The sequence below is a fragment of the Fibrobacter sp. genome, assembly GCF_017545445.1.
Lineage (GTDB): Bacteria > Fibrobacterota > Fibrobacteria > Fibrobacterales > Fibrobacteraceae > Fibrobacter.
In genome coordinates this window covers 12,186-26,565 of sequence record NZ_JAFWOM010000118.1, presented here as the reverse complement: position 1 = coordinate 26,565, position 14,380 = coordinate 12,186, and the positions used below count along the sequence as shown (strand labels likewise).

Sequence of the window (14,380 nt, the reverse complement as noted above, 5' to 3'; positions counted from 1 at the left end):
CTTGTGTCGTTATTTTACTTGAGCTTTCTTTGTTCGCACGAATAAAAACGCACCGAAAGCGATTAGCAGCAAGAAAGCGAGAATGCTCACCTTGATGCAGGCGTGGAACGGCTTAGAGCGGTATTCCATGCGGACTTCGGATTTGCCCTTTGGAATTTCGACAGCACGGAGGTCTCCGAATGCCTTATAGACTTTGGCTTCGTTGCCGTTGACGGTCGCTTTCCAGTAGGGATGGTAGTTGCCTGCGACGACCATGAAGCCTGCGCGGTCGCTTTCGACTTGGAATACCTGCGTATCCATCTTGGGGCTTGCGACAAGCTTTGCCTTGCCTTGAGCCACGCCGCCTTCTCCCTTGTTCTGCGGTTCTTCGGAGAGGATGACTTTTTCGCGGTAGGCAAAGCCGTTCTTGAGGGCGTCAATGGCTTTTGCGTCATCCATCGTGGTCGATTCGCCGTAGATGTAGGCTTCGCCCATGGCGGTCGAAATAGGCATGTAGGTGGTGCCGCGTTGCGTGTCGAATATGATTGCGCCGATGTTCATCAAGTCGAGGAACGGGTGTGCGGCTTCTGGGTTGTTGATGTTCAAGAGGTAGTTCGCGTTGCCTTGTCCGCCGCGGAATTCGCGGTAGCTTGCAAGTTCGTTGTCGTGGAAACCGTCGGCGTTACGCAAATGGTATTGCGGGAAAATGTTTCCGCTGAGTGCTTTGCTACGAGAGAGCGAAAGCACGCGTGGCGTGTTGATGGAATCTGCTTGGAATGGTGCCTTGATGGCTGCGACTACTCCATTTTTCGGTTGCAAATATTCGTTGGCGGCGACGTTCTGGATAAACGCACCATTGATGGTCATGAGTTCGATGCCTGCGACAAGTGCGAGGATACCGACTTTAGCGGGCGTGCTCCCTTTCCACTTGAACACGGCGAGGGTGGCGGCGATAACAACGAGAATCAAAATGAAACTCGGGATGATTTTGGAGGCCGTCATGCTCATCACGACTTCGTTCAGCGGCTTGAAGTACGGGGCGGTGATAGGATCGTTCAAGAGTTTTTGACCACTCATGAGGAACATGCCGATGATGGCAAAACCGATCACGACTGCGGCTTGCACGCCTCTCGATGTTCCCGGAAGCTTTGCTTTGAACGCATCGACAAAATTCTTGACGTTGATTTCTTTGCCCTGGTCGTCGAGGCTCATCACGCCGAGGCATGCAGCTGCGTAAGCGAGGCAGACGATAAAGCCGAACGGGCTGATAAAGAGCGTCCAGTTGAAGCGTGCGATGACGACGAGCAAAAGTAAAACCACAAACATAACAGTTCCGTGTAACAACGCGCGGCGGTTCTTGACGGAATCTTCGTTCGGGTCGCTGACAGCACGAAGCACGGGGCCGGCCATCATCACGAGCAAGAGTGGAAGCCAGAAGAGAGCCATGCCCGGGGCGCGGAAATTCTTGACGCCGGGGAGAATGTTGTACCAAAGCTTGAACAGCGGAGAATGGTCGCCCATGCCGTAGCTGAGTGCAACCACGGCCCCTAGTCCCCAGAAGCATGCCCAGCGACGTTTGCCGGGGAGGAACAAACAGAGGAATCCGAGGAACGTGAGGAGTGCACCTGCGTTGTTGTGGTCGAGCTTGAAGCTGTTGTGGCCCCAGTAGAACGGGCTGCCTTGGCTGCCGGCTTCGGCCATCTTGCGGTATTCGTCCATTGTCACATCGACAAAGGAACTGCCCTTGAAGGAGTTCGTCTTTTCGTCCTGTTCATAGACATCGACACCGATGAATCCCGGAATGAGCATCTGGGCCATTTCTTCTTGATGGAACGACCAGCTGACCGCGTGACCGTAGTTGGTGTGGTCGCCTTCGCCACGGACGGACTGCGTCGTAGTGTAGAGGTACGGCGGAATAATCTGGAAGCAACTGATGGCAAGCCCGAAGGCGAGTGCGGCGGCTGCAAGCCCGATGCGCTTACCGCGTGTGACAAGCGTATCGCAATGGAACGCGGCTTCGTAAAGAGTGTAAAAACCTGCGCCCCACAAGAACAGGTACGTGAGTTGCAAGTGGCTTCCGAGAATCATCCAAACGATGCTTAATGCGAAGACGATGAAGTAGGGGAGGCTCCCGTCGCGGACAATCTTACGGATGGCGAGAAGTGCCAAAGGTGCGATGGCGAAAACCATCATCTTTCCGTCGTGGCCGCCGTAAATGTAGGTGAAGTATTCCGGCGAGAACGCGTAGAGGAATCCAAGAAGTGAACCCCACCACTTGTTGCCGGTCAAGTTCCAAGCGAGGAGCATCGCGCTCATGAAGGCGACCCACACGGTCAAGATGAACTTGAAACCGACGGCACGTGCCGGATCCATGATGAACTGTGTCCACACGAGCGGATGGTAAGCGTCGGCGAATAGCGCGTCGATGGTCGGGATTCCTCCCAGGCGGCTGTCGTCCCATTCCGTGAGAATCACGTTAAAGGTGCGCAAAATGCGGCTGCCGATGCCGTTCAGCTGGTCGCTGTTGAGCATGAGTTGGCTGGAATCGAATGCGAAATTGCGGAAGACAATCAGCAAAATCGCGAAGAAAATTGCGGACATGGCCACAAAAAAAGCAGGCTTCTTATTTAAAAAGTTCATATAAGGAAATATAAAAATACCGCAACAGGTACCCACTGCGGTTTGTTAAATTGTTCGCCCTTAAACGAATTTGTTGTCGAATAGATTTATTCGAGCGTGTTTTCGTCGGTCTTTGCGGTCTTGATGAGACTGTAAATGCCGAATGCAGAGATGATGCAGATGGCGGCGAATACAATGTATTTAATCGTTTTCATAAGGTTCTCCTTGATTCTTTTCTGTAAAGATATTTGTTTTTTTGAAAAAGGTCAATAGGGAAATAGAAAAATATCGGTTGGAGGCTGATAGTCGTATTCCCCCCGTTTGACCTTACAAGCTATCTTGGAACTTGTGGAACTTGTCTAAAAGCTCTGCGTAAGTTTTTGTCGCTTCGAGTTGCGGGAACTGGGCAACAATAGAATCCGGGGCGCAGAAGAAGCAGCCCTTGTCTGCCTGCTTGAGCATACCTGTATCGTTGAAAGAATCGCCCGAAGCGAATACCTTGAAGTTTAGTTCCTGCAGGTGCTTTACGACTTTCGTCTTTTGGTCGCTCATGCGCAAGTGATAGCCCTTGATCATGTCGTTTTCGACTACGAGGTTGTGACAGAAAATCGTCGGGAAGCCGAGGTTCTTCATAATGGGGTAGGCAAATTCTTGGAACGTGTCCGAGAGAATAATTACTTGGGCTTCGTCGCGGAGCGTGTCCATAAAGTCGCGAGCGCCATCGAGGAGTCCGAGGTTCGCAATGACGTTCTGGATATCCGAGAGTTTGATGTTTTCGCGTTCGAGAATCTTGATGCGTCCCTTCATGAGGACGTCGTAGTCGGGAATGTCGCGGGTGGTGAGGCGGAGGTCTTTGATGCCTGTCTTTTCGGCGACGGCAATCCAGATTTCTGGCGCAAGAACGCCTTCCAGGTCAAGAGTGACAACACATTGCTTAGTAAACATAGTGATTAGTGGTTTGTGGTTAGTGATAAGGTATGAGGTTTGGGGTCGCGCTAAAGCGCTGTGAGCACGCTTCGCTTTGGGGAATGGGTGCTTACGTTGTCATCCCGGACTTGTTCCGGGATCTTCTTACGCGGATCTCTTTGCAGATACGTTTCTTTTTGCTTTTGCCCATAGCTCAAAGCTTGCGTAGCAAGCGTCCCCATAGCTCAATGCCCATTTCTCTCGTCTTTCGTCTTTCGTCTTTCGTTTATAATCTCCTGCAAATCCGCCGGTGTAATCGTATAATTTGTACGGCAGAAGTCACAGACAACATTTAAGTCCTTGTTCTCGCTACTCAGCTCCTGCAAGTCTTTGAGCGGGAGCGTGGCAAGCGTGGCTAGCATGCGGTCTTTGCTGCATGGACAGAACGGCTTCGGGTCGATTTCGCGCACAATTTCGATATCGTAGGGGCCGCGGAGCTGGTCTAAAAGCTCGTCGAGGTCGAATCCCTTGCCTGCTTTGTACATGTCGCAGAACTTCGGAAGGTTCTGTACAATCACTTCGATGAGGTTAATATCTTTGTCTTCAAGGTCTGGAAACGCTTCGATGTAGAATCCGGCGGCGTAGTCGAGTACGCTCGGGTCTTGTGCGTTGAAGCTTGCTTCGATACCCACGGCAGAACGGATTTGTTCGGACTGCAAGAGGTATGTGGCAAGGTTCTGGCCCATCGAAACGGATGGCGATTCAATGATGCTTTCGTGAACGCGCTTGCCGAGTTCGTTCAGCTTGACGACTCGCACATGTTGAGGGACAAGAGCGGGTTCGTTTGCTCCAATGGCCTGGAGTTCGTCTTGCGGAATCATCGCGCGGACGAGGCCCATCGGCGTGGAGTCGGTCTGGATTTTTGTGATTTCGCCACCATACGTCGTGGTGTAAGAAACGGTTCCTGCAAATTTGAGGCCTGCGCTCAAAAAAATGCTTGCGATGGAATTTTCGGCCAGCAACTTGAGAGCAAAGCCCTTGGCGTTGTGGTGCCGTCCAATTTCGTTCATGGTTGCGGTCAAATCGACCACGATAAGGCGGAAAGGCGTTTTTTGGCCTGTCGCACGGATTATCCTGTCTTTGAAGTTCATAGTGTAAATATAGAATTTAAGGAATATTTTCAATAAAAAAATGGTATTTTGATGTGAAAAAAGCTATAATAACTATGCAAACAGTTAGGTCTAGATTTGGAGGCTTTATGCAGATTCTTGTTTTGCTTGCTGATGGTTTTGAAGAAACTGAATTCGTCGTTCCTGTAGATTTGTGGCGCCGAGCCGGATTTAAGGTGACTATCGCTTCTGTTTCGGGGGAAGATATTGTGGAGGGCCTTCATGGGCTTAAAGTGCAAGCCGATGTCGCCTTGAACAAACTCGAACCCACCGATTTCGATGGCGTATTCTTGCCGGGTGGCGGTGTTGGCGTGCAGAACCTCAAGGCGAGCGCTGCAGTCGAAAATACGGTTTGTTGCCTCAATGACGATAACAAGTGGGTGCTTGCCATTTGTGCCGCCCCGACGGTACTCAGCAAAGCTCATGTTCTCGTCGATAGAAAGGCTACTTGCTACCCAGGATGTGAAGTCGAACTTGTATGCCGCGAATTTTCCGAAGATCGAGTCGTTGTCGATGGAAATGTCATCACTAGCCGTGGACCGGGTACTGCTGAAGAATTTGCATTGAAGTGCATTGCTACTATTGGCGGTGTGGAACTTGCAAATAAAATAAAAAATCAAATTGTCGCTCGCTAAACGATTGTTTTTTAAATTGTTTTTATTACCTCGGTTTTGCCGGGGTTATTTTTTAATTAGAGAAAATATTTTTTTACATTACTGGGCGTTTTTTCATTACTTTTCAATACTCCTTTTTTTATAGATTGTTCTTAATTTGTTTATTAATTTTGGGAATACTTGTATGTGAGAACAATGTAAGTTTGTGAGGAACATTTTTTTTGAAAAAAAGCATTTTTATTACGCTTTGAAGGCTGAAAAATGCTATATATAAGGTACTCCATATACACCAATAAGGGTCGGAAACTAAAATTTCCGGCCCTTTCCGTTTTAGAATTAAATGTCCACAGTTAGTTAGGGGGGTATAGGTTTTAGGGGGGGGGAGGAACGTCATCCTTAGGGTGTCTTCGAAGGATTCAGTCATAGATCCGGTAAGCAATTGCTAAGAGGTTAGAAATTTAAGGGGCGTGGGCGTTGTTGTCCCGGACTAGCGATGCACTGCCTGCACTGAGTTCAATCGAAGTGAGCCTGTCGAAGTGTTCCGGGATCTTCTTATGCGGATCTCTTTGCAGATACGTTTTTTGTTGCTTTTGCCCATAGCCCATGGTTCGACAGGCTCACCAACTAGATTATTCTTGAAGCTGTCATCCTCGGCCTTGTCATCCTCGAAGTGAAGCGTAGGGGAACCATTATTTCTTGTAATGCAATTGGGAGGGGATCCATACAGTTCTAACTGCTTTTTTACTTCCTACTTCCTACCGCCTAATTCCTACTGAGTCCTGCGCTATCCTACGCTGTGTTCGAGTTTTAAAGTCAACAGTTGGCGGGCTTCGGTGGCGAACTCGCCGGGCAGTTCTTTGAACACGTCTTTGCAGAAACCGCCGACCATCGCTTGTATGGCATCTTCGCGTTTGATGCCACGACTTTCGAAGTAGAACAGCTGGTCTTCGCTAATGCGACTGGTGGTTGCTTCGTGCTCGGTCTGGGCGCTTGCGTTTGCGACGGTGATGTAGGGGAATGTGTGAGCAGCACTCTTGGTGCCGACGAGCATGCTATCGCACTGGGTGTAGTTGCGGGCGCCTGTAGCGGATTTGCGGATGCTCACCTCGCCACGGTAGGCGTTGCTGGAGCAGTCAGCGCTGATGCCCTTCGAAATGATTGTGCTCTTGGTGTTCTTGCCAATGTGGATCATCTTCGTGCCGGTGTCGGCCTGCATGTGGCCGTTCGTGAGGGCTACGCTGTAAAATTCGCCCACAGAATTGTCGCCCTGCAAGATGCAGCTCGGGTACTTCCACGTGATGGCAGACCCCGTTTCGACTTGGGTCCAGCTGATGCGGCTGTTTTTGCCGGCACACTTGCCGCGCTTTGTAACAAAGTTATAGACACCGCCGGCTCCCGTCTCGCGGTCGCCCGCGTACCAGTTCTGCACGGTAGAATATTTGATTTTGGCGTTTTCTTTGGCCACGAGTTCCACGATGGCGCTGTGGAGCTGCTTGCTGCTAAACTCAGGCGCGGTGCAGCCTTCGAGGTAGCTCACGCTCGCGTCGTCATCGGCGATAATCAGCGTGCGTTCGAACTGGCCTGCTTCCTTGTTGTTGATGCGGAAATAGGTGGAAAGGTCCATGGGGCACTTGACTCCAGGGGGAATATAGACGAAGCTTCCGTCGCCAAAGACGGCGCTGTTGAGGGCCGCAAAGTAGTTGTCGCCAGCGGGGACCACGCTCCCGAGATACTCTTCAATGAGTTCCGGGTATTCCTTGATGGCGTCGCTGATGGAGCAGAAGATGATGCCCATTTCCATGAGTTTCTTCTTGTGGCTCGTGTAAATGCTGACGGAGTCGAATATGGCATCGACGGCGACGTTCGCGAGTCGCTTCTGTTCGTCGAGCGGGATGCCGAGCTTTTCAAATGTCGCCAAGAGTTCCGGATCGACATCTTCGATTTTTTCGTGGCTCTTCTTGGTCTTCGATGCGGAATAATAGACGATGTCCTGCAAATCGACAGGATTGAAATGGAGCTCGCCCCAGTTGGGCTGTTCCATCGTCTTGAGCTTTTCGTAAGCTCTCAAGCGAAAATCGAGCATGAACTGCGGTTCGCCACGGAGCGCTGACGCCCTGCGGATGATATCCTCGTTAAGACCTTTTTCGAAGGCTTCGTTTTCAATATCAGTGACAAATCCGTATTTGTAATTTTCGCTCATCTTATACCCGTTAAAATCGGGTGTAAAGATAGTAAAATGTGGGAGCGATTCCAAAGGAAATGTCCCCAATTCTGGTTTAACCTATAGATGTGGTAGGTTTGAGATTTGTCCTTGTTACCTTGGTCTGTCATGCCCGCCACTTCTCACCCCGGACTTGTTCCGGGGTCGCCATCCTTGCGCGTCATCCTGAACGCGAAGCGTGAAGGATCCAGTGACAGAACTTATTGCCTTTGTCATCCCGGACACTGTTCTGGGATCACCTTCTTGTCATTGCTCTTCGAGCATGACTACTGCGGAACTCAAATGCGAGTCCACGAGTGGCCTCTCGCTTGATTTCCTTGCACGTCATTCTGAGTGGCGAATAGCCACGAAGAAGAATCCAGTGCTTTGTTTTTTGAGTGCTTGTCACCCCGGACACTGTTCCGGGGTCGCCTTCTTGTCATTGCACTTCGTGCATGACTCGGCGACTCAGCTATGTCAGTCAGCGAGCTGTCTGATGCGGCATTCGTCTTGTTTGTCATTCCCGGCTCCGACCGGGAATCTCCCTATTTTTTGGAAAACTCTTGCGTTTTTGCAGGAGTTTTTTATTTGCATATCGTTTATTATATTTTGTAATATGAATAAATTTACTTTTTGTGGATTTTTATGTGCGTTATGTTTTATTATCGCTTGCGGTGACGGATTAATAGAACAAAATGCAGTTGACCCGTCAACGGTGATTGCTGGTTCTTTAACAGATTCTCGCGATGGCCGGACCTACAAGACAGTAACAATCGGTACGCAAACGTGGATGGCACAGAACCTGAACTACGAAACGGCGAATAGCTACTGTTACAGCGACAATGTGGGCAAATGCACCCAATATGGTCGTCTTTACACATGGGCTGCCGCGATGGACGGTGCTGGCACATGGAGCTCAAATGGCAAGGGCTGCGGCTACAATAAGACATGCTCTCCGACGTACCCGGTGCGTGGTGTTTGCCCAACAGGTTGGCACCTGCCTACGCAAACGGAATGGTGGACGTTGTTTACCGCAGTTGGTGGTTCCAGTACAGCGGGGACAAAACTCAAATCGACAAGTGGCTGGAACAGTAGCGACAACAGCGTAAGCGGCACTGATAATTACTCGTTCTCGGCGTTGCCTGCCGGCGGCGGGTACGGCAATGGGGATTACCACGGCGAGGGCGACTACGCGTACTTCTGGAGTTCTACAGAGTACGATAGCTACCTCGAGTACATCATGTGTAACTTCGAAAATTGGGGAATCTTGAAAAAGAACAATAGCTACCTCGCGTACATCATGTACTTGGACTACAACGACGACGGTGCGTACCGGGACAACATCAACAAGGACTACGGGTTTTCTGTTCGTTGCGTAAAAGACTAGCAAACCGGAAGTCGCGGAAATAAGCTTAACTTTTTCCTATTTGTCGCCTTTTGTTTGCTAAATGAACGGCCAGCAAAGCGCCCCCTTGTTTTTCTTTTTCGGACATACTATATTAAGAATTACCACCCTCGATGGTGTGTTGCCGGGTTCAAAAAATGGCTTTGCCTGCCCCAAGTTTTAATATATCGTTTGCTAAATCATCATATATAAAATAAACAAAGGACGTGTTATGGCCAGACCCATCAGAGAAACCCCGATACTCTTTGGCGAAGATGCTCGTCGTTTTTTAGCTAGAATGCAAGAACGTCATCCGGAATCTCTAGAAGTTCGTGCCCGCCGCTTGCGAAACTACGAACTTATGAAAAGGGCTTACGAAGAGGGTATGCGTGAAAAACGTGCCCGAGAAGCTGCTAATGGAGGTATCGATCCGTGCTTCAAAAAAGTATAGAAAAACCATATATTAAATTTATACGCTTAAATCCAATAGATTCCGTCAAAAACTTTGATTGTGGTGATAAGGATTTGAATGATTTTATTCTTAATCAATCTGCTGCATTTCAAAAGCATAAAATTGCTGTAAATTACGCTTGTGTTGATGTTGAAGACGCAAGCAAGGTTTACGCCTATTGCAGTCTTGCTTACGATAAAGTAGCCATGGGTGATTTCAAGGATAAAACGGAGTTTAACCGTTTTCGTCGAGAACGTGGATTCCCGAATGCAAAACGTCTGAAAAGCTACCCGGCGGTAAAGCTGTGTAGGCTGGGGGTTGATATTTCCTTCAGAAAAAAGCAAATCGGGACTGCAATTATCGATTATGTCAAGTCGATGTTTGCTTTAGATAATAAAGCGGGTTGTCGCTTTTTGACGGTTGATGCGTATTTGGAGGCGGTTCCCTTTTACGTGAAAAATGAATTTCAATTTATGAACGCAGAGGATAATGATCCGCATACACGACTCATGTATTATGACCTGATGGATTTGAGTGCGTAGTTCTGTCGTACAAAACAGTCACCATAGGATCTCAGACATGGATTGCCCAAAAGCTGCTGCGGTTACCCCTTCTTAATCACTTCTACGGTGAGCTTGTTGAACGCAATTTTGCCGCCTTCGCGCAGTTCTAACGCTGCCCTGAACGTCGTGTCGTTTTTCTTGAACGGTTCAAGGATCGGCGTGGATTTGTTCTTGAGGAGCGTTTCGACCTCTTCGTCGGTAAAGTCGCGCTGGAAGAATGTCTTGGGAATGCCGTAATTGCAGGCGGGGTTCATGCAAACATAGGCGGCGAGCGTCTTGGTGGTTTCGCCATTGGCGCCTTGCGTGGTGATGCCGCTTCTAAAGCGGAGCTGGTCGCCGCAACAAGGGCAGGGGAGGTCGCGGTGTACGAATTCAAAGCTTGTGCGACCGTCTGTGCCGAGTTTCACATAGGCATCGAATTCAGTTCCCTTCTTGCTCTTGAAGCCGGTCAAAAGTTCGGTCTTACCGTCGGTAAGGAGCGCCTTGATGTCTGCCACGCGGAGCTTTTTGCCTGCAACAGATTTGAACAAGGTAAAGTTGCAGGCGGGGCAGAAAATGGCGTTCTTGTTTTCTTCGAGTTTCTTTTTGCAGAGCGGGCAGTTGAACTTGGTTTCGGTGCCGTGGAAATGACCGTCGTTCTCGAATGCGAATGTCGTCTTGAAATCCTTGTCCCAGACGACTTTGGCGTTGAAGGTCGTGCCTTTCTTGGTCAAGAATCCGCTGATGATTTCTGTCGTGCCGTTGTTGAAAAGTTCCGCGATTTCTTCGTCGCTCATGACATGCCCTGCGATGGTCTTGTAAAAGACGAAATCGCAAGTCGGGGCGGTATCTGGCGTGAGCGTCGGGTCGCCGTTTTCGTTATTCGAAGTCGTGACGTCGCTCCCTTCGCAAATCAGGCGGTTGCCGGAATCGAGCAGCGTTTTGCCGCATTTCGGGCACTTGTAATTGGTCGGCGTTTTGGCGCGTGCGTCGTCGGAGAATTCAAAGCCGATGTTGCCGTCATCGCCTAATGTGAGCGTGGCGCTGAATGTCGTTCCTTTTTTGCTCTTGAATCCGCTGAGCAAATCGGATTTGCCTGTTTTGAGGAGTGTCGCCATTTCGGCGTGGCTCAGTGTGCGGCCAGCAATGGTGTGACCCGCTTTGAATCCGCATTCCGCATTCTTGCAGACGTAACCCCACGGCGCAATTTCGAGCGGGCTGGAACATTTCGGGCAAGGGATGGCGTCGGTGACGGTTTCGCGTTCGAACTGGCTGCCGTATTTTTGACGCAGGTGTTCGAAGAGTTCCTTGACGTAATTCACGATGCCATCGCGGAATTCTATTGGCGTGAGTTTGCCTTTCTCGACTTGAGAAAGCTTGAATTCCCATTCGCCGGTCATTTCGGGCGATTTGACTTTCTCGTCCATGAGCGCGATGACTTCGCGTCCGCGCTGGGTGCTGACAAGATAATTTTTTTGCGCTTCGATGAATCCGCGTTTTTTGAGCGTTTCGATGATGCCTGCCTGCGTGGCTGGCGTGCCGAGACCGCGTTCTTTCATGGCTTCGGCAAGTTCTTCGTTTTCGATTTGCTTGCCTGCCGTTTTCATCGCGGCAAGGAGCGTCGCTTCGGTGAAGTACTTAGGTTTGCTTTTCTTTTTCTTTTGCAGTTCCAGGCTGTCGAAAGGCGCATGGTCGCCGACATTCCATTTCGGGAATGTCTCGACGATGTTCGTAATATCGTCGCCATCGCCCTTGCCTTCGGCATCTGCGCCTTTCGCATCGCTTGTCATGCCGGACTCTGTTCCGGTATCGCCCTTTTTCTTCTTCGACGATTTCTTCTTCTCTTCCTTGACAAGTGCACGGAAACCTAAATCTTCATTCCGCTTGAGCTTCAACCGGAACAGCTCCGAGGTCCCTGCGCCCGTCCAGGTCCCTGAGCTTGCCGAAGGGCCGGCATCGCTATTTTTGCCAACCTCTAGCAGAACTTCCATTTCGCTCCAGACATACGGCTTGAGCCAAGCCTGCACAAAGCGTTCTTTCGCGAGCTTGTAGATGTTTTCTTCCATCTCAGGGAGATTCTGCGGTTCTTCTCCCGTGGGGATGATGGCAAAGTGGTCTGTGACTTTGCTGGAGTTGATGAAGACAAAGTTTTCGTTGCCGCCACGCATGACGGATTTTTCTTGCGGTGTGGCTAGCCTTTGTGCAAGTGCGTATGCCTCTTGCTGCATCGTGTCCGGCAAGTATTGCGAGTCTGTGCGCGGGTAGGTAAGCAACTTCTTTTCGTACAAGTTTTGTGCGCAGTCGAGAACTTGTTGGGCGCTGTATTTAAAACGCTTGTTGCCCTCTTTTTGCAGTTCCGTCAAGTCAAACGGTTTTTGCGGGAACTGCTTTTTCTGCTGGATGTCGATTTTTGCAATCGTCGCTTCTTCCGGCGGCGAACATTTGTCTATAACAGCCTGAGCCGGTTCTTCTTTCTCGAAAATCGCAACTTTGAGATTGCTTCGCTCGCTTTGCTCACTCGCAATGACATTTTGTTTTGCTTTGTCCAATGGAGCAGATTTGTCATTGCGAAGGGGCGAGTCCTCCGAAGCTATCTCTTGCTCTGTCATGCTAGAACGTAATTGTTCTGTCGCGACCTTCGCCGTTGCTGTTATGCCGGACTCTGTTCCTGCATCGGCTTTATCGTTTGCATTATTCGATGAATTTTCTGGATTCTTCGCTTCGCTCAGAATGACGTCTTGGGAGGATTGCTTTTCTTCTTTACCTTTTCCTTTATCACTTCTTTCGTCTTTCGTCAAGGTTGGTGAGCCTGCCGAACCACGTCTTTCGTCTAATAATTGCGCCTGGAATCCTTTCCACGTTCCCACAACGCTGTAATAAAACAGTTCCTTGAACTGCTCGACGATCGCATCGCGTTCCACGACTAGGTTCAGTGTCGGCGTCTGTACGCGACCCACGGAAATCATCTTTCCGCGCCCGGCAGTGAGCGTGTAAGCACGAGTCGCATTCAGCCCGACCATCCAGTCGGCACGCTGGCGGAGCCTTGCCGCATAGCTCAAATTCAAACGCTCGGTCGCATCTTCCAGATTTTTCCACGCCTTGTCCAAATCCTTCGCCACATAGCTGTTCACCCACAAACGCTTGATTTGCTTTTTGCGAAAGTCTGGCGTGTAGTCGAGAATCAAGTCGAAAATCAAATTACCTTCACGGCCAGCATCCGCGCCGTTCACAAGAACATCCGCCCTTGCCATCATATCGCGCACAACCGCGAGCTGCTTTCGCGTGCTCTCGATTTCCATCAACTTGAATTTTTCGGGCAAAAGCGGCAAGTTCGAAAGTCGCCAACCGCCCTCGAAACCAGGGTAGGCGTCCAGTGGCGCAAGGGTAATCAAGTGACCCACGCACCATGTAATGCAATGGTTCTTGCCGATTAGGCACCCGTCGCCTTGTGTAAACTTTTCACCTTCAATGCGTTCCAGCATAGGTTTGTAATGCTGATTGGCAACGGAAGGTTTTTCGGCGACGAGTAAAATCATAATTGCCGAAAAGATAAAAAATTTTTCGAAACAATAAATAAAAACTGGATGTGTGAGAAAACATGCAGTTCTAAGGAATCATACCCCCAAAAAGCCCATATGCAGAATTTTTGGGGATTTTGCTCTGTTGGAGACTGACTTTATGAATGGCTAATTAACTCTTCTCATCACACCGATGACGCGGCCTGCAATCGAAAAATCTTTTTTGTCATTCACGATAATCGGCTTGTACTTTGGGTTTGCCGGACGAAGTTCAACATGGTCGGACGTTGGATGATAGTACTTGACGGTTGCTTCGTTATCGATTTGTGCAACGACGATTTCTCCACGGTCGGCAGTTTTTTGCTGACGTGCAAAAATCAAGTCTCCGTCAAAAATGCCGGCATTGATCATGGAATCTCCCTTGACGCGCAGTGCAAAGACGTCGCTACGGCAGGCGAGGAAGTCTCTGTCGATGGTGACTGTACCTTCGAGGTTCTGGACGGCGAGAATCGGCGTACCGGCGGCAACGCGACCGACGATAGGAATCTCGATGGTGTTGCTTGGTGTATCTTTGCTAGAATTTTTGGAATGGTCAACGATTTCGATACCACGGCTGAGTCGAGGAGAGCGATTGATATAGCCTTTTTTGATAAGAGCGGCGAGAATGGAACGGACTCCGTTTGTTGAAGATATTTCGAAGTGGTTGCCGATTTCGCGGACTGTTGGTGGCATATGGTTTTCTTTGGAATACTTCTTGATGTATTCGTAAATTTCTTCTTGTCTGGCCGTCATGTCTTTGCGGGTTTCATTGAATTTTTCCATTTTGAGCCTCTCGTCATAAAGGATTCCGGAATTATGCTGTATAAAATATAATGCACAATTGGGCAAATGTCAATATTTTCACTGCACAAAAGTGAGTTTTTTTTGAAAAATTTATTTAAGGTAGTGAATTTTTTTATTCAAAAGCTCAATTTTTGGATAATCTTTGCTATATTTGC

11 protein-coding genes are annotated in these 14,380 nt (G+C 49.4%); 4 read left to right on the top strand and 7 right to left on the bottom strand.

The genetic code is table 11. From position 1 onward, the window contains the following. Positions 1-9 precede the first annotated feature (9 nt). The 4 genes from IKG78_RS13015 to IKG78_RS13000 all read right to left on the bottom strand — a co-directional run bounded on the left by IKG78_RS13015 (position 10) and on the right by IKG78_RS13000 (position 4,655). Positions 10-2,619: a hypothetical protein gene (locus IKG78_RS13015; RefSeq protein WP_290944164.1), complete on the bottom strand. Its 2,610-nt coding sequence runs from the start codon at positions 2,617-2,619 to the stop codon at positions 10-12. A 306-nt stretch (positions 2,620-2,925) separates the two neighbouring features. Beyond that, on the bottom strand, positions 2,926-3,543 hold the full coding sequence (gene thrH, locus IKG78_RS13010; protein ID WP_014546980.1) for a bifunctional phosphoserine phosphatase/homoserine phosphotransferase ThrH: 618 nt from the start codon (positions 3,541-3,543) through the stop codon (positions 2,926-2,928). Between the two features lie 50 nt (positions 3,544-3,593). After that, the gene (locus IKG78_RS13005; protein ID WP_290944161.1) at positions 3,594-3,746 is read right to left on the bottom strand and encodes a hypothetical protein; all 153 of its coding nucleotides are present in this window, start codon (positions 3,744-3,746) and stop codon (positions 3,594-3,596) included. A 3-nt stretch (positions 3,747-3,749) separates the two neighbouring features. After that, entirely contained in the window at positions 3,750-4,655 is a 906-nt protein-coding gene (locus IKG78_RS13000) for an Hsp33 family molecular chaperone HslO (protein WP_290944159.1), read from the bottom strand. Positions 4,656-4,762: 107 nt separating this feature from the next. On the opposite strand from IKG78_RS13000, the gene IKG78_RS12995 reads away from it, so the two are divergent. Next, positions 4,763-5,308 carry a DJ-1 family glyoxalase III gene (locus IKG78_RS12995; protein ID WP_290944157.1) on the top strand — a complete coding sequence of 182 codons (546 nt, stop codon included), beginning with the start codon at positions 4,763-4,765 and terminating at the stop codon, positions 5,306-5,308. Between the two features lie 763 nt (positions 5,309-6,071). Here IKG78_RS12995 and sufB read toward each other — a convergent pair. Then, the gene (gene sufB, locus IKG78_RS12990; RefSeq protein ID WP_290944154.1) at positions 6,072-7,487 is read right to left on the bottom strand and encodes a Fe-S cluster assembly protein SufB; all 1,416 of its coding nucleotides are present in this window, start codon (positions 7,485-7,487) and stop codon (positions 6,072-6,074) included. A 616-nt stretch (positions 7,488-8,103) separates the two neighbouring features. Here sufB and IKG78_RS12985 point away from each other — a divergent pair. From IKG78_RS12985 to IKG78_RS12975, 3 genes are all read left to right on the top strand, one after another. Beyond that, the gene (locus IKG78_RS12985; RefSeq protein ID WP_290944152.1) at positions 8,104-8,874 is read left to right on the top strand and encodes a fibrobacter succinogenes major paralogous domain-containing protein; all 771 of its coding nucleotides are present in this window, start codon (positions 8,104-8,106) and stop codon (positions 8,872-8,874) included. 229 nt (positions 8,875-9,103) lie between these two features. After that, positions 9,104-9,322: a hypothetical protein gene (locus IKG78_RS12980; protein WP_290944150.1), complete on the top strand. Its 219-nt coding sequence runs from the start codon at positions 9,104-9,106 to the stop codon at positions 9,320-9,322. After that, positions 9,304-9,864, top strand: coding sequence for a GNAT family N-acetyltransferase (locus tag IKG78_RS12975; protein ID WP_290944148.1), 561 nt, complete (start codon positions 9,304-9,306; stop codon positions 9,862-9,864). The genes IKG78_RS12980 and IKG78_RS12975 overlap by 19 nt, the downstream gene beginning before the upstream one ends. Positions 9,865-9,926: 62 nt before the next feature. On the opposite strand, the gene IKG78_RS12970 is transcribed toward IKG78_RS12975, so the two are convergent. After that, on the bottom strand, positions 9,927-13,400 hold the full coding sequence (locus IKG78_RS12970; protein WP_290944146.1) for a DNA topoisomerase: 3,474 nt from the start codon (positions 13,398-13,400) through the stop codon (positions 9,927-9,929). A gap of 150 nt (positions 13,401-13,550) precedes the next feature. Next, a complete protein-coding gene (gene lexA / locus IKG78_RS12965) occupies positions 13,551-14,204 on the bottom strand; it encodes a transcriptional repressor LexA (protein ID WP_290944144.1) in 654 nt (217 codons plus the stop codon). Positions 14,205-14,380 lie beyond the last annotated feature (176 nt).